Raw genomic sequence first — 23,859 nt, 5'->3', positions numbered from 1 at the left:
TTTAAATGCCGTTAGTGTAATTGAATATTGGATTTTTTGAAAGTTAATACATCAGCACTTAGGCCATGTATAAACCACCATTTACGTGTAATACCGTGCCAGTAATGTAACTTGCCTTATCGGAAGCCAAATAACTTACTGCATTTGCGATATCTTGTGGTTCACCAAGACGACCCAAAGCGACTTGATCACTCATCTTCTTGCGCAAATCTTCACTCAGCGCATCAGTCATTTCAGTCGCAATAAAGCCAGGTGCGATACTGTTCACCGTAATCTGGCGGCTACCCATCTCTTTTGCAAGGCTGCGGCTAAACGCTTCAATACCGGCTTTAGCGGCTGAATAGTTGGCTTGGCCTGGGTTTGCAAAATGTGCAACCACCGAACTGATATTGATAATACGGCCAAAGCGAGCTTTGGTCATACCCTTCAATACACGCTTAGAAAGACGATAAACCGCTTTCAGATGAATATTTAGAATGTCGTCCCAGTCATCTTCGCTCATACGCAGCAAGAGATTGTCACGCGTAATACCCGCATTGTTGACCAAGACCAAAACTGGACCATAATTTTGTTCGATGTTTGAAACAACTGCTTCAATTTCATCCAAATTACGTACGTCTAGGGTGAGGCCTGTACCTTGCTCCCCAAAACTTTCAGATAATTTTTGAGCCCCAGATTCGCTGGTTGCTGTACCAACGACAAAGAAACCGTCTTGAATAAGTTGCTGGGCAATCGCTGCACCAATGCCACGGCTCGCGCCTGTTACCAATGCAACTTTACGTTGTTGTGTCATGCAATTTTTCCTTCAGCCACTAAAACTGCATTTAGGGCATCTTCCATGCGACTATTCGTATCGATCGCAAATGCTTTTTCAATATTTGGTAAACGTTTTGCCAGATTGCTTAATACCGTACCCGGACCACACTCAACAATGTACTGGATGCCTTGATCCTGTAAATATTGCATGGTGCGTGTCCATTGCACAGATTGATACAACTGCGCAGTTAACGCTTGGCGTAATTGAGTCACGTCAGAGGCAATTCCTGCGTTTACATTTTGTATTACAGGTAGGCTTGGTAGCTCAATGGCAGTTTGTTCCAATGCTTCAGCAAATTTTTCTGCTGCAGGCTTCATTAATGAACAATGCGAAGGTACTGAAACAGGCAGTGCAATCGCTTTACCCGACTGCTCTTTTGCAAGCGTCATGACTTGATTGACCAATGCTGCCGAACCTGCAATCACTACCTGACCTTGAGCATTGTAGTTTGCTGCCTCGACAGAGCCTTCACCTGCTGCTGTCACTTGCTTACAAAGCTCAATAACTTGATCGTCTGCCAAGCCCAAAATTGCTGCCATAGCGCCCACACCCTGAGGGACTGCGCTTTGCATCAATTTACCACGCAGATTGACCAATTTGGCCGCATCGCCGAGCGACAACGCACCCGCAGCCACCAACGCACTGTATTCGCCAAGTGAATGGCCTGCAAGGTATTTAGGGGCCAAACCGCCTAAATCCAGCCAGACACGCCATAACGCAATACTTGCCGTTAATAGTACCGGCTGAGTGTTTTCGGTTTGATCAAGCCCTTCGCCACTTTGTGCGATATGCCACAAATCAAAACCGACTGCGTCAGAAGCCTCCGCAAAGGTTTCTTTCACACCACTAAACTGCTCTGCAAGTTCAGCGAGCATGCCGACTTTTTGCGAACCTTGACCAGGAAATACAAATGCAGTTTTCGTTGCTTGAGCGACTTGATCGAGTCGTTTAGCAGACATATAAAAATCCTTTATTTCGTCTTTGCTTAATTTCTAAGGCGGAAATTTATCATTATTCTATAGATTTTATAATTGCGAAAAACAACAAAAAAAGGGAGCTTTCGCTCCCATTTTTTCTACATTAAAGCCTTAAGCTCAATGCAAATTCACTAAATTATTCAGCGTCAGCTGCTTTAGCGAATAATTGACGACCACGGTAGATACCATCTTTAGTCACGTGGTGACGGCGATGAGTTTCACCAGTAGTTTGGTCAACTGTTAATGCATTCTCGGTTAAAGCGTCATGTGAACGGCGCATGTCACGGCGAGAGCGACTTTTACGGTTTTGCTGAACGGCCATGATGGCTCCTTACAAAGATCGAAAAAAATGGATCAGAACAAATTCAGTTATCTCAACCAACAAGTATAACACTTATGAGTTAAGTTTACCTTTCAAACTTGCTAAAACATCAAACGGATTATCACGTTTTTCTTCAACAATGTCCTGAACGGTAGGCTGATGTTTATGTTCACAAGCATCATGCTTGGGAGACAGAGGCATCAACAGTAACAGTTCATCTTCTAGTAATGAAAGTAAATCAACAGTCGCAGGAGTGGTAAAATCACCCTTTGTTGACGATTCACTTTCACCTAAAACGATGAAATCAGCATCCTCATCCAAGCGCTCTATCAGTGACTCATCATCGATCAAGGCAAGACGGAAATCTGAAACAAGAGGAATTTCCACTGGCTCCAGACAACGCTGACATTCTAGCGGAACTTTTGTTTCAACATGACCATCAAACCATACAACGCGATGATACGCATCCATTGATAGTTTACAGTCTATATAGATCAATTGATCATTAATTGATCCAACAGCTTCACGAGCAATACGAGCAAAGCGAGACAATGGCAGTGTTCCTGACCATGTAAAGCCTTGTTCAGCCCATTTATACGGCTCAATCTGTGCCGGAAAGGTATTTGCTGACATAATTAAGGCGGCAATTCTACAAATTCATCAGTACTCTGTCAAAGATTAAGATACAATTTTGTACCAAATCTGACAGAACTCGGGGTAAATTAAGCAATGCACCTGTTGCAGCCGCAACCTGAAGTAACAACTTCATCACTTGTTCGCACCCATCTCACGTGTGATTCTGCCTTGTCGATAGACACAGTGCAACTCTCACCATGGAGAAATTTACAAACTGAGCAGGATCAGGTGGACTGGCTTATTTTACACTTTAATCACTGGTTTTCCCATCAAAATGTGACTTTAGTGAAAGGTGAAGCAGAACCTGAGTATTTTCCTACATCAAATCATGCGCCTGCGCGTATTCAGTTTGCGCATGGCTTCTTTAATAGTGCCTTGCATGAAATCAGTCACTGGACGATTGCCGGCGCCAAAAGACGCTTATTGCCAGATTTGGGCTATTGGTATGCTCCTGATGGCCGTACAGCCGAGCAGCAAGCGCTTTTTGAACAAGTCGAAATCAAACCGCAAGCCATTGAATGGTTATTTGCGCAAGCGTTTGGGCGTAAATTTAGAGTATCTCTAGATAACTTAACTGGCGATGGTGGTGACGGCTCGCGATTTAAAGACAATGTCTTTCTTCAGGTGCAAAAGTTTTTTTCAGGCGAGACCAAAATTCCTGCCGATGCATTGCATTTTATTCAATGTATTTGTATGACCACTCGAGACGGTGAGCTTCTTGGCGCACATGAATTTTTACGCAACGCACTGGATTAGATTACATAATCTCTACTTGTGGTCACGCATTCGACGCAGCGCATATGCTTAAATGTAAACACTGACTTTAAAACAATAACAGAATCAAGGAGTATCCAGATATGTTGCATTTGCATATACATCCAGACAATCCGCAAGCACGCTTAATTCATCAAGCAGTGGAGCGTATCCGAGCAGGCGATGTGGTGGTCTATCCGACTGATGCGGCGTACTCGATTGGTTGTCAAATTGGAAATAAATCGGCAATGGAGCGAATTGCTCAAATCCGTGGCTTAGGCCCAAAACATCAATATGCCATTATGTGTTGTGATTTATCCGATATTGCCACCTATGCCAAAGTGGATAACGCGATGTATCGTCTACTTAAGACCAACACACCCTCGATCACGACTTTTATTTTACCTGCAACCAGCGAAGTCCCTAAACGCTTGATGCACCCCAAGAAAAAAACCATTGGCTTACGTATTCCAACCAATCCAATCTGTCAGGCCTTACTTCAAGAACTGGGCGAACCGATCTTGACCAGTACCCTGATATTGCCGGGGCAAGACGATCCACTCGATGACCCTTATGATATTGAAAACCAGCTCGCTAAGCGTGTCGATGTCTTCATTGATGGTGGCTTCGGTACGCTCACTACCACCAGTATTGTAGATTTGTCGGGAGAAAATCCGGAAGTTGTACGCCGAGGTGCCGGCGATGTCAGTGCTTTTGAATAAGCACTGACATGCTGATCAGTCTTAAATCTCCTGACTCGCACATTCTTCCAAACGTCTTTTTTGTTTGCCCAATTTGTCGAAGTTCAGCGGATCAAGCCATTGCAAATAGGTGTTTTGACGCGTTGGCCACTCAATATCAATCATTGAAAACCAAGCGGTATCACGATTACGTCCTTTAGTCACCCGATCTTGCCGGAACAACCCCTCATACGTAAATCCGAATCTAAGTGCTGCATTTTTTGAAGGTTGGTTAAGGTCATCACACTTCCATTCCACGCGACGCATACCTTGTTGAAAGCAATCTCTCAACAATAAGAAGATCGCTTCAGTGGCAGCGGGTGTTTGTTTTAATCGGTGCGAAAAGTAAACATTGCCAATCTCGACTGCTGCATGCTGCGCGCGTAGATTTAGCAGTGCAACCCAACCAACCGCCTTGCCCTCCACGACAATCCAATAATGATGAGAAGGTTCAAAGCCAAACTTACACCTCAGATTTTGCTCAAGTTCAACCTCACTTTGTGGTGCTTCATAAGGCAAATACGTCCAACACCTTGCATCAGGCTCTGAATTCACGCATGTCCAGAGCTGCTTGGCATAATCTAAAGTAAATGTATCTTTTTCAATGGGCAGCAAATCGACATAGTTTCCCGTAAGTGTATGGGCTTTAAATTGAATCGGGACAGCGAGCGCTACCGCATCACCCACGGGCTGACCAAATTGATTCGATTTCATTTTTAGTCCTTGAAATGTGTTTTATATGAATATGTTTTTGCATTGAGGATCAAAAAACTTAAGACCAACATGCTAAATAAATATTGTAAGCAGGTAAATCATGTCACCAATTCACAAAGATGGCATCAACAATGTGCCTCTTCATCGATTTAATTTTGGATTTTATTCTTTTAGGCAATGTATTCGATACCAAATTTAGATTAGAATGGCGCATATTTTATTTACTTCTCCTTTCTAAGTAGCGATTATGCGTTACTTACGAAACACTTTCATGCCTTTGAAAATTCGCGTGGCCTAATATTGTAATGAATCAAGCTTTACCTTCTTCAGAAGATCACCTTCCCAATATTCGTGTATTGGATGAATGGCAAGCGTCTATTCCTGAAGATCTTTATATTCCGCCTGCTGCATTTGAAATATTACTCGAACATTTCGAGGGCCCACTCGACTTTTTAATTTACCTGATTCAAAAAAACGGTTTCGATTTATTGCAGGTTGATATTGCCCCAATTGCCACGCAATATTTGGCTTACATGGACGCCATGAAATCGCTGGATATCGAACTGACTGCCGACTATATGGTGATGGCGGCATTACTTGCAGATTTAAAATCGCGCCTTTTGCTTCCAAAACCAACGACGCTCTCTATTGAAAAAGACCCTAAACAAGCGCTGATTGATCGTTTAGAAACCTATTTGCGCGTCAAAAAAGCTGCCGAACGTCTTGGACAGTTTCCTGTTTTGGAGCGTGATACCTTTCATCCGAATGTCGGATTAGGTGTGATTGCGCCGATATATGAAGGCTATGATGTACAAAGCCTTCACGACGCATTGTTTTGTATTTTTAATCGTCCCGAACCAGTGACGCATACCGTTGCACAAGAACCTGTTTTACTTGAAGAGCGTATTGCATATATTGAAGCACAGGTTCAATCGGGTGAGATTTTAAACTTTGTCTCACTGTTAAAGCCACAACAGGGGCGCATGGGCATGGTGGTCACGTTTATGGCCATTTTAGAACTGACGCGCCAGCAAAAAATTAAAATCATCGCTTCTGGTGTAGAGGCACCGCTCGCAATTCAAGGAGCTCAGATATGACCATAGACCAAAGTGCTGCACTGTCTTTTGAAGATATTCATCATGAAGTCTTGTTGCAAATGGAAGCCATTTTGTTTGCAAGTGACGCGCCTGTTTCACTGGCACGTTTAAAAGAAGCATTTAACAATCAATACAGTAAGCAACAGCTTCGGCATTTTCTACAACAACTTGCCGTGTTGCAGCATGGTCGTTCTATTGAATTAATAGAGACTGCTCAAGGTTTTAGGTTTCAGGTTCGCTCAAAATATCGTAATATAATTGCGCAAGTTTGGCCTGAACGTCCAACAAAGTTGTCTCCCTCCCTTCTTGAAACGATTGCGGTGATTGCGTATCACCAGCCTGTGACACGTGCGGATATTGAACAAATACGGGGCGTCTCAAATAACAGTCAGATTTTAAGGCTGCTGTTTGAATGGAACTGGATCAAGGAATCTGGTTTTAGAGACTTGCCCGGAAGACCTGCGTTGTTAATTACAACGCCTCAATTTTTGAATGCGTTTGGCCTAGTCTCACTGGGTCAATTGCCTCCCCTGCAGGATGCCAAGGACGCGTTTATGGGTTTGGATGTACATGCACCCAAATCATAAATCGGTGAACTGTTGACAATTATTTCTAAGGTTATGCTGTCATGAGTGAAAAATTGCAAAAAGTATTAGCGCGAATTGGTTTAGGTTCTCGCAGATATATGGAAGAGGTCATTGCCGCGGGTCGCGTCAGTGTGAATGGCCAAATTGCTCAAGTTGGTGAACGGATTGAACCAGGCGATGAATTAAGGATTGATGGTCGTAAGGTACAATTTCAGATCGAAGACGAAATTCGTCGTCGCGTACTGATCTATTACAAACCAGAAGGTGAAATCTGTTCTCGCAACGATCCAGAACAGCGTCCAACCGTGTTTGATCATTTGCCACAAATCGCCAATGATCGCTGGGTGATGGTGGGACGTCTCGACATCAACAGTACTGGGTTATTATTGTTTACAAACGATGGTGAACTGGCCAACCGCTTGATGCACCCCTCTAATGAAATTGAACGCGAATATGCCGTACGCGTCATGGGTGAAGTGACCCCTCAAATTCGTCAGACCTTACTCAATGGTGTCGTACTTGATGATGGTCCAGCGAAGTTTGAATCTTTTTCTGAGCTCGGTGGTGACGGAATCAACCGTTGGTATCAGGTGGTGGTTAAAGAAGGCCGTAATCGCGAAGTTCGTCGTTTGTTCGAATCTCAAGGGCTTAAAGTCAGCCGCCTGCTTCGTACCCGCTACGGTTCAGTTATTTTACCGCGTGAATTGCGTACTGGCCGCTGGATGGAACTCGACAAAGGCGATATCGATAGCTTAACCAAACTGGTTGAACTCAAACCACGTCAAGGCACTGGCTTATACGGTATGGCAAAACGTCGTACTGAACGTATGGCCGAAAAGCCGATGGCAGCGCGTCGTGGCGGCTATTTACGCCAGCAAAAGCGTGACACCAGCGAAACTGAAAACACACGTGAAGGCGGCATGAAAAATACTCGTCGTCCAGCACCGAACTATCAAAAAGGCTTTAAAAAGTTCTGATTAATTCATTATGTAATAAAAAAGAGTTCACTTTTGTGAACTCTTTTTTATTACATTAATTTTATGATAACTAGTTTACATATTTATAAGTCTATATATAATTCAATAACTATAATTTAACAATAATTAGGATTATGATGAAAAAACTATCTTATTTAACAATTGCCTTCTCTTTAGCTATGCTGACAGGTTGTGGAGGTGGTGGATCAGGCGATTCTGGAGTGGCTTCTAGCGGAAACAGTTCTGAAAACACATCAGGTAGTACTGAATTAAAATGTGATCGCGGTATCTTACTTAATTCCAATTTAACTTCTAAATCAATTTTTGATGATCATCTTTATGTTCTAAATTATCTTAATGTTTACTCCGACATAACAGGAATAGGTAAAAGTGGACTTTATGGAGAAGATATTTCCCGCAATGGGCAGATGCTATATGCAAACTATTTACCAATTTACAATCTAAGTCTTGCTGAAATTGAAACAAATGAAAAAAGCACACCAAGTGACTTCACTCTAAACTCATCAGGACTATTTACAGCTCAACTTTATCAAAAACAAAATAGTGGATGGCCATTGGGTTATGTCACCTCATCAAACAGTAATACACTAACACTAGCATCATTTAACGATAGTTGTAATTTTACAGCAAATAAAATCAATTATTCTTTTGAGACTATAGATTTATCAGGTAAAAGAATTAAGGATATTTTTCCAAGTAATATTTTAACTACTTATCCAACAATAGTAGAATATACTTATATTCACGATCAAGTTGGGAGTATTCTTAAGCGTAAGAATAAGTCTTTAAATAACCTAATGAATAGTACGGATACATTCCCACAAGGTTCAATTATTTATCTTCCAAAATCTGCCATTTATGATGACAACCAGTTTATTTTTTCAGAAAATGATGCTACTAAATTCCAATCACTTGATGAATGGTATAATGCAAGCTATGCTAAAACTTATTACAAATATAAGAAAGATAAAGTTTCAGGTTTAAATGTTATTTACAGCGTTGATAGCAATGGCAATGCAGTATTTAGCTTTGGTGCTGATCCAGGTATTGAAAAAGGTGGAAAAGTCTATGACGGCGAATGGAAGATAAAAGGAGACGTTATTTCACCAACTTACGGTCTACAAAGCAATAATCCATCGAATTACATTGATTATGAAACTCCTAGTGAACATGCATTATTTAACAAAACTGCATATGAGTTCATCTCTACACAAATCCAAACTTATTATAAGTAATATGATCTAAATAATTAATAGAGAAGGCTTTATGCTATCTGATAAAGCCTTCTTTATTTGATTAAAACTGTTATTAAAACTTTGGAATATCAATCCACAGCGCCTCTGTAAAGTGTTGCTGCAAATAATGTTTTAAATAAACTGCCGTATCTTGTGAAATCAGCGGATCTTTGGATTCATCGTTTAGGTTATACGCCAACGCATAGAGTGTGAGTCCGTGTTGCTTGAGCGCTTCAAGACTCAGTAAGGTATGGTTGATACTCCCCAAGCGCCCAGAACTCACTAAAATAACTGGAAATTTTCTCTTCACAATATAATCAATGGTGAGCAACTGATCGGTTAACGGCACCATCAAACCGCCTGCACCTTCAAGCAAGACCGTATCATAGCGTTGCATCAACGTTGCTGTAGCGTGTTCGATTTTATCAAAATCGATCTCACGACCATCGATTTTTGTCGCCAGATGTGGCGATGCTGGATAGCTAAAAATCTCGGGCATGGTCAGCTTTTCAATATCTTCAGGCAACAAGCCGGTTTGCATAATTTCACGATGCTTTTGAATATCTTCAGACAGTTCTTGATTGCCTGTTTGAATGAGCTTTTGCGTGATCACACGCTGGCCTTCGCTGCTCCATTTTTTTGCCAGATAACCCGTGGCAAAGGTTTTCCCAATTTCGGTATCAATACCGCTGACAAAATAAACCGATGCTGTCATGTTATTCTCCGTGCCAAGCAGTAAAGCGGATGATAGGTCAAAGGATACAGACCTTCATTATTTTGAAATTGCTGATAATCCTGATAAAACTTTTGTAAGCTGCCTTTGGTCCAGTGAGGCTGATTACCTTGAGTTGTTCCTGTCACGCCGGTCAGTTTCAGGTGCTTGAGCACTGCCTTAGGAGTATCAAAATACATCTCAAGCAGTTGATCTTCCAGATAGACACATTCAAAGCCAGCACGCTGTAACTGCACTTGCCAATCTTGACGCGACCAATAGCTTAAACCTTGCCCGGTTAATTGCTTAATTTGGGTGAAATTTAATGGAGCAAAACTTGATAGGCACAGCCAAGCGCCGGGTTGTAAGGCATCATGACAGCGCTGTAGCAGTTGGGGCAAATCATGCACCCATTGCACTGCTGAACTAGAAATCACTGCGTCGAGTGCAGTAGGTAAATCGATATGTTCGATGTCGCCTATGCACCATGTGATCGGTTGTTCATCGAGAAAATGCTGTTGTACATCGGCATACAAATCGTTGAGGTACAACCGACTGATCGCAAAATTGGCCAATACATGGTGCGTGAGATTGCCCGAGCCACAACCAATTTCAAAGACATGTGGCAATGCTACTGGACAATATTGTTGCATCAGCTCAGCCAATTTCTGACTAATCGCTTTTTGAACGACTGCTTGCTCGACATAGCTTTGCCCTGCTTTGGCAAAACGCTGTGCTATGCGTGTTTTATCTAATTTCACAAACAGCTCACCAATCGATCAAGATCGTGTAATTGAATCATTGAGGTTAATGAAATGCGTAAGCGTGCGCTATGCTGCGGCACAGTAGGTGGACGTACAGGCATGGCATAAAAACCACAATCTTGCACACGTTTCGACTGATCAACGGCAGCCTGACTTTCGCCCACAATAATTGGCACAATATGGCTACTCGATGGACTACTATACCCCTTTGCAACCACAGCGCGTTGTAAATGCTCGCTGATTGCGGCCAAATGTGTACGTTGCTGCTGTGCATGTAACATCTTCGACCAAACAAAATGTGTCCAAGCGATGCTAATTGGGGGCAAGGCGGTACTAAAAATCAGTGGTCGCATGGTATTAATCAGATAAGTTCGTAAGATCGGATCACAAATCAGATAACCGCCCACTGAAGCCAGTGCTTTGCCAAAAGTCCCGACCAAGCAATCAATCTCTTGAATCACGCCGTATTGTTCTGCACAGCCTAAACCTAATTCTCCCCGAACGCCTATCGCATGGGCTTCATCTACATAGAGCATGGTTTTGCTAAAGCGTTTTTTGATGCTCACCAACGCTTTTAGGTCGGTTTCATCACCATCCATACTAAAAATACTTTCAGTGACAATAATAATCCGATCAAACTGATCATCATCATGATATTGAGTCAGCAGCTTTTCTAAATGAGCTAAATCATTATGACGATAACGAACGTACTTGGCTGATGAAAGCCGAATGCCGTCAATCATACTGGCATGTACCAGCTTATCGGCTAAAATCAAGGTCTTGGCATCGGCCAAAGCAGGCAAAATACCAATATTCATATGATAGCCACTGTTGAACAAAAGCGCGGCTCTGCCACCAAAAGCCTCACTCAAGGTATGTTCAAACTGCTCATACTCAGCAAAATTTCCAGTCAGTAAACGCGAGGAAGAGGAGCTAAAGTAACAGCGCGCTAACGGCTGTAAATCTAAAAATGCTTCACGCAAGGTCAGATCGGCAGCCAAACCCAAATAATCATTTGAAGATAGATTCAACATGCGTTGCCCAGCAATCTCGATATAGGCATCTTGCTGCTGATTTGGCTTAAACTGACGCAGATTCCCGCTTTGCTTTAATTGCTCGAGTTGCTGAGCATAGTGATCAAGCAACGCCATAATGTACTCCCTGTTCCATTTCACGCACCACCTTGATCATATTTTGGAGCAACTGTTCTAACTCATGCGTTGTAATCACATACGGCGGCATTATGTACACCAATTTACCAAATGGCCGAATCCAGATGCCAAGCTCTACAAAGCGCTGCTGTAATTCACGCATGTTGACATTATATTTGAGCTCTACGACACCAATTGCACCCAAAATACGTACATTGGCGACATGGTCTAGCTCCGCAAGCGAGTGAAGCTGCTGCAACTGTGTTTCAATACGGCGAATATTGCTCTGCCAGTCTTGCTCAATCAGCAACTGGGTACTTTTGTATGCCACCGCACACGCCAGTGGATTTCCCATAAATGTAGGCCCATGCATAAATACACCAGCCTCTCCCTGACTGATGACCTCAGCAACATGCTTACTGGTCAAGGTGGCGGCGAGACTCATATAACCACCCGTTAATCCTTTACCTATACACATGATGTCTGGCTCAACCTGAGCATGCTCCCATGCAAAGAGTTTGCCTGTGCGGCCAAATCCTGTCGCAATTTCATCAAAAATGAGTAGTAAATGATATTTATCACAGAGCTGTTTGAGCTGGCGCAAATATTCGGGATGATAAAAGCGCATTCCTCCCGCACCTTGAACAATCGGTTCAATAATAAATGCCGCTAACTCTTGATGATGAGCCTCAAGCATCTGTTCGACCACGTGCATTTCTTCTGGATTCCAGTCTGCATCGAAAGGCGTCTGTGGCGCCGGCACGAAGATACGTTTTGCAAGACTGCTACCAAAAATTTGATGCATACCCGTCACGGGGTCACACACCGACATCGCGTTCCATGTGTCACCATGATAACCAGAGCGCGTTGTAATGAAATTGGTTTTTTGCGATAACCCCTGAGCAGTCCAGTATTGCACGGCCATTTTAAGTGCGACTTCTACCGACACCGACCCAGAATCGGAATAAAAGATTTTATCTAAGCTTGGCGGCGTTATTTTTAACAGGATTTTGCCCAGATTGATGGCAGGATCATGGGTAAAACCACCAAACATGATGTGTGACATCTGATCGAGCTGGTCTTTGGCTGCCTGATTCAATTCAGGATGATTATAGCCATGAATGGTGCACCACCAAGATGACATACCGTCTATTAATTGACGTCCATCATCAAGCTCAATGGTAACACCGTAAGCACGCTTAACCTTAAAAGTTGGCAATGGATTCATCATCGAGGTATACGGATGCCAGATATGTTCCAAATCAAACTGATCCACCACGGATGACTCCTTATTGCTTAAATACTTCAATCGCCACCATGTTAAACCTGCTCGGTTTAGAAATAAATTGCGAGAACCATCATTTCGGCTAAAGCTTAGACCGATGTTTGAATAAATTTTTCAATTTCCTTGCAAGTTTCAATCACTTTCGTAAATGGAAAACTATGCGCAGCATCGTGAAAAGTAATTACTTTAAATTTTTCTGAAGCTAAATACTGCATTTTTTCAACAATTTGGCAAGGAACTAATGCATCTTGCCTTGCAAACACATGAAGTTGATTTCCTGAATAACTTTTTAGTGTATCGACCAGATTGAGTTGTTGCAGGAGTTTTAATCCTTGTTGAAGCAACGAAATAGGTTGTGCCCGTAACAAACTTTGCATAAAAGTCCAATCGTGTTTCGCACTTGTAACGCCTTTGGTGACCAGCAATCCAAATCGCTTGAGGGTACTTGCCGGATCATGCATAAATCCAGCTTTAAACGCTGCAAATGTCTCTTGTGACATGGCACATTCCCAGTTTGACTGTGCAACAAAACATGGATTGCTCGCGAGTGTGATCACGGGCAACGTGTCTCCTGTCTCTTGTTGTAACGCATGAGCCAAAAGCAAGGCAAGTTGGCCGCCTAATGACCAACCTATTATTACATCGGCAGTCATTGCCTGTTGAACCCGATCTTGCATCACAACAGGATCAAATGCATCAAAGATATTCATTAATGTAACCGTGTGACCGCACTGCTGTAATTGCTGTTGAAGCGGCTCAAGTAGCCCTGTTCCACCACCCCAACCTGTAATGAGTAAAATTTGAGCCATTTCAAAACTCTAAGCACAAAATAACAATTTGACCCAGTATAAAAGAGTTATAAACGATGACCATGGCATAATCACATCAACACTACAGCAATCGATCTTCATCACTGCTAAAATACAGGCATTAAAAATAACAATTCTGGTTTATCATGATGAAAACTATCGCTTTATCAATCGCACTGGCACTGGCAGGTACAGTCACAACATCTACGATTGCCGCAAATCCCTTGAGTTCATCCAATCAAGCCGAGAAACAATGGGTCGGCCAGCCTGCCCCTGCATTTAGATTACAGGATCAAAATGGCAAATGGCACAGTTTGAATGACTACAAAGGTAAATGGGTGGTGTTGTATTTCTATCCAAAAGATAATTCTCCGGGCTGTACGCAAGAAGCCAATCAGTTTAAAGCGTTATACCCGCAATTTTTAAAGTCCAATGCTGTGGTGTTAGGCGTGAGCCTAGATGATGTCAAATCACATCAAAAATTTTCGGAAAAATTAGGGCTTAATTTTCCAATCTTAGCCGATAACAACCATGAACTTGCAAGTAAGTTTGGTATTGTACGTAATCTGGGCATTGTAAAAATTGCCAAACGTGAAAGTTTTCTGATCGATCCGAAAGGTACTATTGTGTATCACTACACCAGCGTAGATACCCAGACCCATGCCAATGACGTCTTTAATGATCTTAAACGCTTTCAGGCGAAATAACTGTATTTTAAAGTTATGCGAGGTGGGTACAAAGCCCACCTTGTCTTTATACAATGATAGAGTTGCTACTGATTAGATCTGTATAAAGATCGGTGCTGCTGGTATAAATCTCTAATGATGCATTGCTAGCAGTCGATGTAATCGATGTTGTAGAAGAAGCACCGCTTTGATCTAAAATTTCACTGACCAGTATAGCGACGTCATCACTGCTTGAATCTGTATTTGAAGTTGATGGCTCGCTCTGATCTTGTGCTGAATTGTCAGTTGCTGTTTCATCATCTGATTGAGTCGATGAGGATTCAGATACGACAACGACCGTATTTTCACTGCTATTAGTTGTGTTTGGTGCAGCCTCATTATTATTATTTTCTTCATGATCTTTATCTTTATGATCATGCGCCCAAAGCGCTATACCCCCTGCGGTTAAAGGAACGACTGCCCAAGACCAAACCGGCTCCATCGCCATCCCACCGCCGTGATACATCAATGCATCAGTAGATTCAACACGCTCAAATACCAACTGCGGCTGAGAATTGCCTTGTGCCTCAATAAACTGCACCCAAGTGAGTTTCTGTGATTCATCTTGTAATACTAAGCTGTTCTGATTGGTTGAATGCTCGTTAAAAAACTGATCGATAATGATAATTTCACCATCTTTAAGCTTGATAATCATGCTTGTGCCGTCTTTGACGATTTCATCAATTTGATCCGAAGGTAAATTGGCAACAACTACAGAAGCTTGGTCAAGTTTTAATGAATTGTCTGAAAGCTCTTGCAAGACTTTATGATTTTCTTTACCAATCACACGGATTAAAGGCATTGATCTCCCCCCAATTAGAATTAAATAAATTCAAATAGTTAGATAATATAATTTGAGGTCTATTAAATACTGAAAAATAAAAAAAAGAAAGGGATCGTCGAATAGCGAGATATAGCAATTTAGTTTTGGTTTTTATGAAGAAAAATAAAATAAAAACTCAGCCGGAGCTGAGTTTAAGAGTCTTACATTTGAGACTGAATATAATTTTGAAGGCCCATCAGTTCAATTAAACGAAGCTGTTTTTCAAGCCAATAGGTATGATCTTCTTCGGTATCCGACATTTGCGCACGAAGCATATCACGCGTCACATAGTCAGCTTTTTCTTCACAGAGCTTCACGCCATCAGCAAGTTTCTGGCGAACATGATATTCCAAGGCCAAATCGGCTTTCAAACACGTAACGACATCTGTACCCACCTCAATGTCATCACGATGCATGTTTGGTGTTCCCTCTAGGAACAAAACACGACGAATAATGGCATCGGCGTGCGAAGCTTCTTCTTGCATCTCGTGATCGATACGCTCGTAAATTTTACTCAAACCCCAGTCTTCATACATTCTGGAGTGAATTAGATATTGATCACGAGCAGCCAGTTCGCCACCGATCAACATGTTGAGATAGTCTATGACTTCTGGATTGCCACGCATTTCAATTCTCCCGTATTCTTTACTTATTATGCGCAAACCCCAGATGAATTGCAAAGCTTTTTACACCTTAACCCACTGATTTTTATAAAATTAAAATGATAAACATACGCATTTACAGTTCGAATTATCCTATTTTGTTGATTGAAATGAGTGGTTTGCGATCATTTTCTAGCAAAAATTTAAGTGGTTAACCTAGGCCTTAGAGCGTTTATCTTTTTGTAACAAAACACAAAATAATCCATTTTATGTATCTTTAATAATTATTTTAAAATCAAAACTGCATTAAACAGCAAAGCCAGCTAATATGCTTCAAATACCTTCATTTCACTTGCCAAAACGATGATAAAAATGCAAAAAAATACTCCGATTCTTGTCACAGGTGCGACTGGATATGTCGCTGGTTGGATTATCGAGCGACTATTAGGTCAAGGCTTTACAGTTCATGCCACTGTAAGAGATCCATCCCAGACTCAAAAACTTCAACATCTCGTAGACATTGCAGAAAAATCTTCTGGGCAAATTCATTTTTTTAAAGCAGATCTTCTCGATCAAGGTGCTTTCGATACAGCGATGCAGAGCTGCGAAATCGTGATTCATACCGCATCGCCCTTTGTGATTACCAATTACAAAGATGCCGTAAAAGATATTATCGAGCCAGCAGTAAAAGGCACTGAAAATGTGCTTGAGTCGGTCAATCGTACAGCCTCGGTGAAACGCGTCGTGGTGACCTCAAGTATTGCCGCTACCTATGGTGATGCCATCGAAATTAAACAAACGCCACATAACGCATTTGATGAAAGCTGCTGGAATACAACCAGTAGCGAAACCCATCAGCCTTACTCTTATTCTAAGGTTGCTGCCGAACGTAAAGCATGGGAAATGGCTGAACAACAAGATCGCTGGTCTTTGGTATGTATCAATCCGGCATTGGTGATGGGGCCTTCTCTGACCGCTTCTAGCCAGTCAGGAAGTATTGAGTTACTACAACAGTTTGCCAACGGTGTGACCTTGTTTGGTGTTCCGCCTATGTGGAACGGTATCGTCGATGTACGCGATGTAGCCGATGCACATGTGGCTGCTGCACTCAATGATGATGCACACGGACGATATATTGTTTCTGGCGGAAGTTTAAGCCTTTTGGAAATGGGTAAAGCACTGACGCAGTGTTTTGGTTATCGCTTTCCATTTCCGCATTTTACTGTGCCTAAAAAAGCATTTTCGCTGATTGGGCCATTGCTTGGATACTCTCGTGAATTCATCAAACTGAATATGGGCTATCCAATATATTTTGATGCAACACGAAGTCAAAAAGAACTCGGAATTCGCTATCGCAACATAGAAGCAAGTGTCTGTGAACATTTTCAGCAATTACTTGACGATGGTGTCATTAAAAAACGAATCTAATTTTTCGAATAAGCAAAAAGTAGTCATACCTCGTTTTGGCAAAAAAGGCAGTCTTTGGACTGCCTTTTTTAATAATGCTTGTTTTAATGATGCTCGAATCAATCATCCAATATAGATTCAAGAGCCATAAGCGGTGAGATACCTTTAAGCGTTGTATTGCGCTAAAAATGCTAAAAACTCATCTTCATTCATCACTCGAACTTGCAGTTTTTCTGCTTTGTCGAGTTTACTACCCGCTTTCTCACCCGCCACAACACATTTGGTTTTACTCGATACACTTCCGCTCACACGCGCACCCAATGCCTGCAAGCGCTGTGTGGCTTCGTCACGACCCATGGTACTTAACGTCCCCGTAACCACCCAGCTTTCACCATTGAGTGGCTGACGTGTCGGAGCAATCGGTGCATCCCAGTGAATTCCCGCTGCCAGTAGGCGTTCAATAACTTCGACATTGTGCTCTGCCAAAAAGAAATCGTAGATCCATTCTGCGGTAATATCACCGACATCTGGCGTTTTTTTCAGCATGTCGACATCGGCCTGTTTCAAGGCATCCAGTGTCTGGAAGGTATTGGCCAGCATTCGGGCCGTTGTTTCGCCCACACCTCGAATACCGAGTGCATAGATAAAACGTGCCAATGTGGTTTTTTTACTGGCTTCAATTGCATCGATCAGGTTTTGTACAGATTTCTCACCCATTTTTTCAATCGTGAGCAATTTTTCACGGTGTTCATGCAAATGGTAAATGTCTGCAACATCTTTAAGTAAATCAAGATGCAGCAATGACTCCACCCAACGATCTCCCAAGCCTTCAATGTCCATGGCTTTACGTGATACAAAATGACGAATGGCCTCGATACGCTGTGCGGCGCAGTACAAACCACCCGAACAACGCGCCAGTGCTTCACCTTCAGGCATCACCACAGGGGATGAACATACCGGGCATTGTGCTGGTAATTGTACTTCAACTGCATTTTCAGGGCGAAATTCTGGCCAGACTTTCTCCACCTTTGGAATCACATCTCCACTACGATATACACTGACCCGATCGCCAATACGCACATCTAAACGGTGAATTTCACCGATATTATGCAGTGTCACGTTAGATACCGTCACGCCACCCACCAAAACAGGCGTCAGACGTGCCACTGGCGTCAGTGTTCCAGTACGCCCAACCTGCCAGTCAATATTTTCGACTGTGGTCATGGCAACTTCTGCAGGAAACTTATAGGCGGTGGCCCAGCGCGGCTCACGGCTTAAAAAGCCCAGTTGCTGCTGCTGTTTCAGATCATCGACTTTGATGACCATACCATCAATTTCAACTGCCAGTTGAGGCCGCTCTTGCTGTATTTGCTCGTAGCGCTGCTGGACTTCCTGAATCGATGAACATAGAAACTGACGCTCGGCAATCTCAAAACCCAGCGCTGTTAACCATTGCAAGCTTTCATGCATACTGGCCAAGCCATGTGCAGGCTCACACTGTGCAATACCATAAGCATAAAATGCCAAGGGACGCGACGCTGCAATACTCGGATCAAGCTGTCGTAAACTTCCAGCTGCGGCATTACGCGGGTTTGCAAATGTTTTTTCACCCTTAGCCTCGTTGGCCGCATTTAAACGTTCAAAACCGAGCTTTGGCATCAAAACCTCACCACGCACTTCTAAGAAGCGCGGAACAGGCTGTGAGCTATGATGTAAATGTTTCGGTAAATTGCGAATGGTTTTCACGTTTTGGGTAATGTCTTCACCTGTTTCACCATCGCCACGTGTGACCCCACGCACCAGCTTTCCGTCTTCATACCAAAGTGAAATCGCCAGACCATCCAGCTTTAGCTCGACATCATACTGAATCTGTTGATTGGGCAAGCGCTCTTCAATCCGGCGTGCAAAAGCAAATAAATCTTCTTGATTAAATACATTCCCCAGCGACAGCATCGGAACTGTATGCGTTACGGTTTGAAATTTTGTTAATGCCTGCCCACCCACGCGATTGGTGGGTGTATCTGCCTGTACCAGATCAGGATGATCGGTCTCAAGTGCTTTAAGCTGATGAAACAACTGGTCATATTCGTTATCGGTAATGGTGGGTTGATCCATCACGTAATAAGCATGATTGTGTTTTGCGATTAATTGAATCAGCTGCCGCATCTGCGCAACAATATCAGCAGGTTGCATCATAAAATTTCACCATATAAAAGGGCGGAAACATCCGCCCTCAATTTTGTCGTATTGCTTATCAGTATAAAAGATTTTTAGCTTAAACTGATGCCTGTGATGAACGATAGTCAATCACATGATGACGCCAGTGTTCTTTCAACTGTGGTGTCAGTTCATTGTTGTTTTCATCATACACTTTACCGTCAATTTCTCGGGCAACCAGACCTGCAATACTTGCCATCATGTCAAAGCCAGTGAGCGCATTGTTATGCGGCAGTGCCAAGAAAAAAGCCAAACCTTGTACTTGCTCGACCGATAATGCTTCAAGATCAAAACCTGCCGGACCGTTATCGGTCATGCGAAGTACAGAGAACATGAGCGGGCTTGGTTCATCGGTTTTTTCATAACGATGAAAGCAAGAGAGTTCACCAAAACGTAAACCATATTTCAGCAATACTTTTAGCGTTTTATCGCCCGAAAGCGCACGGCGCGGATTTGGATAAACATTCAGTGCCAAAATTTGTTCCGCTGTAGCTAAAGCACTTTCGTCATCAAACTGTTGTTGCTGAGATAAATGCACATCAAGAAGGCTACTTTCGCCGTCAAATTCTGCAATTTCAACCGTTGCAACATCTGGATTAAGCTTAAGTTCAGCCTCCTTAGGCTCTGGCTGAGTTTCAGGTTTCACCGCAGATTCAGTCACTGGTGTTGTGGCGGTAGATTCTGTATTAAGCGGCTGGAGCATCACGACATCGGACTGTGTGGCAGCTGGAGCAGCAGACGCTGGTTCTGCTGGATTTGCTTCGGTCGCTACAGACGCAGATTTTGGATCATCTTGCTCATCTGGAATCGCCTGCAATGTAGGCTCTTTACGCTCGTTTTGTTCAAGCGCCTGAGCTGGAAGCTGATCTCGCACATGACGCGGAATGATCGGCTGATTACTTTGAGAGTCAATGTGTAATTCACTTTCGAGAGAAGGTTCAGCGGGTGTTGATCTTTTAAGCAGTAGTTTTAACCCAATAATCATGATGATCACGGCTACAACAATACCCACAATCGTGGTGACTTCCATACTATGACTCCGTAACTAACCCGTATTCTTTTGCTTCTTCCAAATTAACGGTAACTAATTTAGAGGTGCCCGGTTCTGGCATGGTGACCCCCAGTAAATCAGTTGCCATTGTCATTGCAAGTTTATTATGTGTAATGTAAATGAATTGCACGTGCTCAGATAGTTCTTTTACCAAATTACAAAAGCGTTGTACATTGGCGTCATCTAGCGGTGCATCCACTTCGTCCAGCACACAAAAAGGCGCCGGATTTAATCGAAAAATTGCAAATACCAATGCCAAAGCGGTTAATGCTTTTTCACCGCCGGAAAGCAGCGCCAGCGAACTGTTACGCTTACCTGGTGGTCGTGCCATTAGTTTTACACCCGATTGCCAGTCATCTTCAAGACTTAATGCAGCCTCGCCGCCATTAAATACCTTTGGAAACAGATCTTGTAGTTCATGATTGACCCGATCAAATGTGGTCATAAACAGTTTACGGGTTTCCAAATCAATGCTTTTCATGGCATCTTTGAGCTGATTGACCGTGTTTTCCAAATCTTGCATCTGATGATTCAATTCATCAAAACGTGCAGAAACCTCTTCATACTCTTGAGAGGCTGCCAAATTGACTGCACCGAGTTTTTCAAACTGCTTGAGGGTTTTATCGAGCCGTTGCTGATGCGACTCAAGATCAATTTTTAGGCCGGTACATGTTTGTGCATTGAGCGCCTCAAGCTGTTCTTGATAGTGCGCCAAATCCGATTTTGTGGCCTGCCATGCCAAACGTTTTTGTTCCAGCGCAGCACGGATCTTCTCATCTTTTTGCTCAGTATCATGGCGCTGCTCAGTCAGTGTCTGCTGTTTTTCCTGAACATGATTCAGCTCTAGTTGCCACTCTTTCCACTGCTTTTGCAGGGCTTCAGTTTTTTGAAACTGCTCGGAAAACTCGGTTTCTAACGCGGGCAGCTCCAGTTGTACCGGATCGACAAATTTTTTCGCCTGCTCCATTTGTGCCACAATCTGCTGCATTTGCGTTTTTAAAAACGATAGATCTTTTTCAAGTAGCTCAATTTGCTGCTGGGTCTGTGCCAACTGACGACTGCATAACTCACGTGTTTGCTGATGCTGCTGTAATTGCTCAAATGCCTGCTCTTTTTGCTCGGTAAGCGTTTCCCACTCGAGTTGCTGAATTTTATATTGCGGCAAATGTGCATCTAATTTTAACTGTAGAGCGTGCAAGTCGATCTCCAGATCATCACGCTGCATGGCATCTTCTTCAAGCTGCTGCTCAAGTTGAGTTAGCTGTTGCTGTAGTTGCTGTTGTTGCAGCACATACGCTTGTGCGGAAGCATGTTGGCGTGCAATTTCAAGCTCAGTTTTTTGCACAAGCGGCCGTAGATCTTTGAGTTCACGCTGAATCTGATGCATGTTTTGCTGCTGCATCTCACATTGTTGCTCAAGCGTTTGCCACACGTTGATCAGCGTTTCACGCTGAGCGATACATTGCGGTAATTCATGGGCTATTTCTTCGAGCCGAATACGGTGACTGAGCATGCCACTGCTCTGACTTTGATGGTCATAATCTAGACCAATCATCCAGTCTCTGGCCACATGATAACCGTCGAGCGTCAATAAACTTTGCCCCACACTCAATGAGGATTGCAAAGCTAATGCAGCATCTAATGTGTCAATGATCCAGATATCATTCCAAAGTGAGAGCTGGGGTGCTTCAATCCAGTCTGCCAAAGCGACCAAGTTGGCAAATGATCTCTGCGGCGCCATAGTTGCCGGACGAACCTGACGGGCAATTTCACTTTGAAAGGGTTGATGCTGATCTAAATAATGCGCGTCCATCCAGCGGTTATACAGTTTCTCGATCAAACTAGCGTAAGAACGCCCCGCTTCTTTGAGTTGTAATATTTGTAAAAGTTGCGTGCTACCTACCTGAGATTTACTACTTTGCTTGGTTACCAGTTGTTGCAGATTTTTCTGCTCTGTTTGCAACACCTTGATTTGTGTTTCAAGCGGATCGAGCTGGGCTTTTTGCTGCGCCTGTTGCGCGTGCAACTGTGTAAGTACAGCATTTAGCTCATCTCGTTTTTGCTCAAGCACGAAAACCTCATGCTGCTGCTGTTCAAGTGCATGCTGTAATTCACGTTGTGCGTCATCTTGCACCTGTGATGAAATATGCGCAAGCTGCTGCTGTAAGGTCTGTTTTTGCTGCTGGGTACGATCAATCGATTTTCCCAGTTGCTCCATTTGAGCTGTCATTTGAGACTTTTGCTGTTGATACTTTTCAATCTGGGCTTTGAGTTGCTCAAATTGCGATTGAATCTGTACATGCTGTGTCTGTAAATCGGCATAACGCTGCTCAGCCTGTTGTGTATCGGCTTCAGCTTGATGCCAGTCAGTATTTTGCTGTTCTATCTGTTCATGTAAATGTTCAAGTTGAATATCACTCAGCTGGATACGCTCTTTGGTTTGCACTTTTTGTTGCTCAAGTTGGCCAAGCGTTACGCTATTTTGCTGAAACAAACTCTGTTTTTGTTCGAGCACCATTTTAAGCTCAGCACATTTTTTTTCGGCAGTTTGCCATTCGGTTTGCAGGGGTGTCGATTGTTGAATTAAGCGCTGAAACAAGGCACTGGTCGATTCAAGATCATGTTCGATGGTATTGAGTTCTGAACGAATCAGTTTAAATTCTTCGCCTAATACGTTCATCTGCACAGTATATTCTTGTTGTAGGTGCAGGCTTTGTTCAGATTGAAAGGATAAAATTTCAATTTTGAGCGTTTTGATCTCTTGTTCTAGCGTTTTATATTGAATAGCTGCTTCGGCCTGACGCTTAAGCGTTTTGAGCTGGCTTTTTAACTCAAGTGCAATATCGTCCAGCCGTGCCAAGTTCTGCTCGGTATGTTCAAGATGTTGAAGCGTTTCACGGCGGCGTGCCTGATAACGTGAGACACCTGCGGCTTCTTCAATAAATACACGCATTTCTTCGGGTTTGGCATCAATCAGGCGGTTGATCATGCCCTGCTCGATGACAGCATAGGAACGCGGCCCAAGGCCTGTTCCCAAGAAAATATCGGTAATATCACGACGACGACAGCGCGTACCATTTAAAAAGTATTCGGACTTTCCATCGCGATTCACCTGACGGCGTACTGCAAGCTCCGAATAGGCATTGTAGGTGCCGCCTAATTTTCCGTAGGTGTTTTCAAAACGTAATTCGACACTGGCCATTCCCACAGGTTTACGTTTTGCCGTTCCGGTAAAAATCACATCCTGCATGCTGCCACCACGCAATTGACGGGCATTGGATTCGCCCATCACCCAGCGTATGGCATCGATTACATTGGATTTACCGCAACCATTGGGCCCCACAACCGCTGTACGGTTGGCTTTAAAGTGCAAAGTGGCACTATCAGCAAAAGATTTGAAGCCCGCAAGTTTTAAACTGCTTAAACGCATAGTGTCT

At 43.1% G+C, this 23,859-nt stretch carries 23 protein-coding genes; 8 read left to right on the top strand and 15 right to left on the bottom strand.

Going from position 1 to position 23,859, the window contains the following annotated elements; all coding sequences use genetic code 11:
* Positions 1 to 58: 58 nt before the first annotated feature.
* The 4 genes from fabG to QLG00_RS07715 form a co-directional block, all read right to left on the bottom strand.
* Positions 59 to 793: a 3-oxoacyl-ACP reductase FabG gene (gene fabG, locus QLG00_RS07730; RefSeq protein ID WP_004935382.1), complete on the bottom strand. Its 735-nt coding sequence runs from the start codon at positions 791 to 793 to the stop codon at positions 59 to 61.
* Entirely contained in the window at positions 790 to 1,776 is a 987-nt protein-coding gene (gene fabD / locus QLG00_RS07725; protein ID WP_004935379.1) for an ACP S-malonyltransferase, read from the bottom strand. Before fabD ends, fabG begins: the two co-directional genes overlap by 4 nt.
* 154 nt (positions 1,777 to 1,930) lie before the next feature.
* Positions 1,931 to 2,116: a 50S ribosomal protein L32 gene (rpmF, locus tag QLG00_RS07720; RefSeq protein WP_004922151.1), complete on the bottom strand. Its 186-nt coding sequence runs from the start codon at positions 2,114 to 2,116 to the stop codon at positions 1,931 to 1,933.
* A gap of 72 nt (positions 2,117 to 2,188) precedes the next feature.
* Complete coding sequence (locus QLG00_RS07715) at positions 2,189 to 2,749, bottom strand: YceD family protein (protein ID WP_025094556.1); 561 nt, start codon at positions 2,747 to 2,749, stop codon at positions 2,189 to 2,191.
* 96 nt (positions 2,750 to 2,845) lie between these two features.
* Here QLG00_RS07715 and QLG00_RS07710 point away from each other — a divergent pair, with 96 nt between their 5' ends.
* Together QLG00_RS07710 and QLG00_RS07705 are read left to right on the top strand one after the other, a co-directional pair.
* The gene (locus QLG00_RS07710) at positions 2,846 to 3,508 is read left to right on the top strand and encodes an elongation factor P hydroxylase (RefSeq protein ID WP_282470752.1); all 663 of its coding nucleotides are present in this window, start codon (positions 2,846 to 2,848) and stop codon (positions 3,506 to 3,508) included.
* Between the two features lie 101 nt (positions 3,509 to 3,609).
* On the top strand, positions 3,610 to 4,227 hold the full coding sequence (locus QLG00_RS07705) for an L-threonylcarbamoyladenylate synthase (RefSeq protein WP_004935370.1): 618 nt from the start codon (positions 3,610 to 3,612) through the stop codon (positions 4,225 to 4,227).
* A gap of 21 nt (positions 4,228 to 4,248) precedes the next feature.
* On the opposite strand, the gene QLG00_RS07700 is transcribed toward QLG00_RS07705, so the two are convergent.
* Positions 4,249 to 4,959, bottom strand: a complete 711-nt coding sequence (locus QLG00_RS07700) for a GNAT family protein (RefSeq protein WP_282470751.1) — start codon at positions 4,957 to 4,959, stop codon at positions 4,249 to 4,251.
* A 305-nt stretch (positions 4,960 to 5,264) separates the two neighbouring features.
* On the opposite strand from QLG00_RS07700, the gene QLG00_RS07695 reads away from it, so the two are divergent.
* From QLG00_RS07695 to QLG00_RS07680, 4 genes are all read left to right on the top strand, one after another.
* Complete coding sequence (locus QLG00_RS07695; protein ID WP_004935364.1) at positions 5,265 to 6,056, top strand: segregation/condensation protein A; 792 nt, start codon at positions 5,265 to 5,267, stop codon at positions 6,054 to 6,056.
* Entirely contained in the window at positions 6,053 to 6,643 is a 591-nt protein-coding gene (gene scpB, locus QLG00_RS07690) for an SMC-Scp complex subunit ScpB (protein ID WP_004935361.1), read from the top strand. The genes QLG00_RS07695 and scpB overlap by 4 nt, the downstream gene beginning before the upstream one ends.
* A gap of 41 nt (positions 6,644 to 6,684) precedes the next feature.
* Positions 6,685 to 7,620 (top strand): 23S rRNA pseudouridine(2605) synthase RluB, encoded by a 936-nt coding sequence (gene rluB, locus QLG00_RS07685; protein ID WP_104124648.1) that lies wholly within the window; start codon positions 6,685 to 6,687, stop codon positions 7,618 to 7,620.
* 137 nt (positions 7,621 to 7,757) lie between these two features.
* Positions 7,758 to 8,876, top strand: coding sequence for a hypothetical protein (locus tag QLG00_RS07680; protein ID WP_282470750.1), 1,119 nt, complete (start codon positions 7,758 to 7,760; stop codon positions 8,874 to 8,876).
* 73 nt (positions 8,877 to 8,949) lie between these two features.
* Here the strand turns inward: QLG00_RS07680 and bioD are convergent, their stop codons facing one another.
* From bioD to QLG00_RS07655, 5 genes are all read right to left on the bottom strand, one after another.
* The gene (gene bioD, locus QLG00_RS07675) at positions 8,950 to 9,591 is read right to left on the bottom strand and encodes a dethiobiotin synthase (RefSeq protein ID WP_282470749.1); all 642 of its coding nucleotides are present in this window, start codon (positions 9,589 to 9,591) and stop codon (positions 8,950 to 8,952) included.
* Positions 9,588 to 10,355: a malonyl-ACP O-methyltransferase BioC gene (gene bioC / locus QLG00_RS07670; protein ID WP_282470758.1), complete on the bottom strand. Its 768-nt coding sequence runs from the start codon at positions 10,353 to 10,355 to the stop codon at positions 9,588 to 9,590. The genes bioD and bioC overlap by 4 nt, the downstream gene beginning before the upstream one ends.
* A complete protein-coding gene (locus QLG00_RS07665; protein WP_004935349.1) occupies positions 10,346 to 11,503 on the bottom strand; it encodes an 8-amino-7-oxononanoate synthase in 1,158 nt (385 codons plus the stop codon). Before QLG00_RS07665 ends, bioC begins: the two co-directional genes overlap by 10 nt.
* Entirely contained in the window at positions 11,490 to 12,782 is a 1,293-nt protein-coding gene (gene bioA, locus QLG00_RS07660) for an adenosylmethionine--8-amino-7-oxononanoate transaminase (protein WP_282470748.1), read from the bottom strand. The genes QLG00_RS07665 and bioA overlap by 14 nt, the downstream gene beginning before the upstream one ends.
* A gap of 95 nt (positions 12,783 to 12,877) precedes the next feature.
* A complete protein-coding gene (locus QLG00_RS07655; protein WP_282470747.1) occupies positions 12,878 to 13,597 on the bottom strand; it encodes a hydrolase in 720 nt (239 codons plus the stop codon).
* A gap of 146 nt (positions 13,598 to 13,743) precedes the next feature.
* On the opposite strand from QLG00_RS07655, the gene QLG00_RS07650 reads away from it, so the two are divergent.
* Positions 13,744 to 14,304 (top strand): peroxiredoxin, encoded by a 561-nt coding sequence (locus QLG00_RS07650; RefSeq protein WP_004935340.1) that lies wholly within the window; start codon positions 13,744 to 13,746, stop codon positions 14,302 to 14,304.
* A 46-nt stretch (positions 14,305 to 14,350) separates the two neighbouring features.
* Here the strand turns inward: QLG00_RS07650 and QLG00_RS07645 are convergent, their stop codons facing one another.
* The gene (locus tag QLG00_RS07645; RefSeq protein WP_282470746.1) at positions 14,351 to 15,124 is read right to left on the bottom strand and encodes a BapA prefix-like domain-containing protein; all 774 of its coding nucleotides are present in this window, start codon (positions 15,122 to 15,124) and stop codon (positions 14,351 to 14,353) included.
* Between the two features lie 182 nt (positions 15,125 to 15,306).
* Entirely contained in the window at positions 15,307 to 15,771 is a 465-nt protein-coding gene (bfr, locus tag QLG00_RS07640) for a bacterioferritin (RefSeq protein WP_004935333.1), read from the bottom strand.
* A 348-nt stretch (positions 15,772 to 16,119) separates the two neighbouring features.
* Here bfr and QLG00_RS07635 point away from each other — a divergent pair, with 348 nt between their 5' ends.
* Entirely contained in the window at positions 16,120 to 17,175 is a 1,056-nt protein-coding gene (locus tag QLG00_RS07635; protein WP_282470745.1) for an aldehyde reductase, read from the top strand.
* Positions 17,176 to 17,319: 144 nt separating this feature from the next.
* Here the strand turns inward: QLG00_RS07635 and ligA are convergent, their stop codons facing one another.
* The 3 genes from ligA to smc form a co-directional block, all read right to left on the bottom strand.
* The gene (ligA, locus tag QLG00_RS07630; RefSeq protein ID WP_119025350.1) at positions 17,320 to 19,350 is read right to left on the bottom strand and encodes an NAD-dependent DNA ligase LigA; all 2,031 of its coding nucleotides are present in this window, start codon (positions 19,348 to 19,350) and stop codon (positions 17,320 to 17,322) included.
* Between the two features lie 79 nt (positions 19,351 to 19,429).
* A complete protein-coding gene (locus QLG00_RS07625; protein WP_119025351.1) occupies positions 19,430 to 20,401 on the bottom strand; it encodes a cell division protein ZipA C-terminal FtsZ-binding domain-containing protein in 972 nt (323 codons plus the stop codon).
* Position 20,402: 1 nt separating this feature from the next.
* The gene (gene smc, locus QLG00_RS07620) at positions 20,403 to 23,852 is read right to left on the bottom strand and encodes a chromosome segregation protein SMC (RefSeq protein WP_282470744.1); all 3,450 of its coding nucleotides are present in this window, start codon (positions 23,850 to 23,852) and stop codon (positions 20,403 to 20,405) included.
* Positions 23,853 to 23,859 lie beyond the last annotated feature (7 nt).

Source organism: Acinetobacter sp. V89_7 (genome assembly GCF_029967895.1).
Classification (GTDB): Bacteria; Pseudomonadota; Gammaproteobacteria; order Pseudomonadales; family Moraxellaceae; genus Acinetobacter; species Acinetobacter soli.
This window is presented reverse-complemented; position numbering and strand designations above follow the sequence as displayed.

What these genes read in the sequence shown, in the direction of transcription:
- QLG00_RS07695 (WP_004935364.1), top strand. Translation starts at nt 5,265, where the DNA reads ATGAATCAAGCTTTACCTTCTTCAGAAGATCACCTTCCCAATATTCGT.
- rluB (WP_104124648.1), top strand. Translation starts at nt 6,685, where the DNA reads ATGAGTGAAAAATTGCAAAAAGTATTAGCGCGAATTGGTTTAGGTTCT.
- QLG00_RS07650 (WP_004935340.1), top strand. Translation starts at nt 13,744, where the DNA reads ATGATGAAAACTATCGCTTTATCAATCGCACTGGCACTGGCAGGTACA.
- QLG00_RS07715 (WP_025094556.1), bottom strand. Translation starts at nt 2,749, where the DNA reads ATGTCAGCAAATACCTTTCCGGCACAGATTGAGCCGTATAAATGGGCT.
- QLG00_RS07700 (WP_282470751.1), bottom strand. Translation starts at nt 4,959, where the DNA reads ATGAAATCGAATCAATTTGGTCAGCCCGTGGGTGATGCGGTAGCGCTC.
- QLG00_RS07655 (WP_282470747.1), bottom strand. Translation starts at nt 13,597, where the DNA reads ATGGCTCAAATTTTACTCATTACAGGTTGGGGTGGTGGAACAGGGCTA.
- ligA (WP_119025350.1), bottom strand. Translation starts at nt 19,350, where the DNA reads ATGATGCAACCTGCTGATATTGTTGCGCAGATGCGGCAGCTGATTCAA.
- QLG00_RS07645 (WP_282470746.1), bottom strand. Translation starts at nt 15,124, where the DNA reads ATGCCTTTAATCCGTGTGATTGGTAAAGAAAATCATAAAGTCTTGCAA.
- QLG00_RS07635 (WP_282470745.1), top strand. Translation starts at nt 16,120, where the DNA reads ATGCAAAAAAATACTCCGATTCTTGTCACAGGTGCGACTGGATATGTC.
- QLG00_RS07680 (WP_282470750.1), top strand. Translation starts at nt 7,758, where the DNA reads ATGAAAAAACTATCTTATTTAACAATTGCCTTCTCTTTAGCTATGCTG.
- QLG00_RS07625 (WP_119025351.1), bottom strand. Translation starts at nt 20,401, where the DNA reads ATGGAAGTCACCACGATTGTGGGTATTGTTGTAGCCGTGATCATCATG.
- bfr (WP_004935333.1), bottom strand. Translation starts at nt 15,771, where the DNA reads ATGCGTGGCAATCCAGAAGTCATAGACTATCTCAACATGTTGATCGGT.
- rpmF (WP_004922151.1), bottom strand. Translation starts at nt 2,116, where the DNA reads ATGGCCGTTCAGCAAAACCGTAAAAGTCGCTCTCGCCGTGACATGCGC.
- scpB (WP_004935361.1), top strand. Translation starts at nt 6,053, where the DNA reads ATGACCATAGACCAAAGTGCTGCACTGTCTTTTGAAGATATTCATCAT.
- fabG (WP_004935382.1), bottom strand. Translation starts at nt 793, where the DNA reads ATGACACAACAACGTAAAGTTGCATTGGTAACAGGCGCGAGCCGTGGC.
- fabD (WP_004935379.1), bottom strand. Translation starts at nt 1,776, where the DNA reads ATGTCTGCTAAACGACTCGATCAAGTCGCTCAAGCAACGAAAACTGCA.
- QLG00_RS07665 (WP_004935349.1), bottom strand. Translation starts at nt 11,503, where the DNA reads ATGGCGTTGCTTGATCACTATGCTCAGCAACTCGAGCAATTAAAGCAA.
- QLG00_RS07710 (WP_282470752.1), top strand. Translation starts at nt 2,846, where the DNA reads ATGCACCTGTTGCAGCCGCAACCTGAAGTAACAACTTCATCACTTGTT.
- QLG00_RS07705 (WP_004935370.1), top strand. Translation starts at nt 3,610, where the DNA reads ATGTTGCATTTGCATATACATCCAGACAATCCGCAAGCACGCTTAATT.
- smc (WP_282470744.1), bottom strand. Translation starts at nt 23,852, where the DNA reads ATGCGTTTAAGCAGTTTAAAACTTGCGGGCTTCAAATCTTTTGCTGAT.
- bioD (WP_282470749.1), bottom strand. Translation starts at nt 9,591, where the DNA reads ATGACAGCATCGGTTTATTTTGTCAGCGGTATTGATACCGAAATTGGG.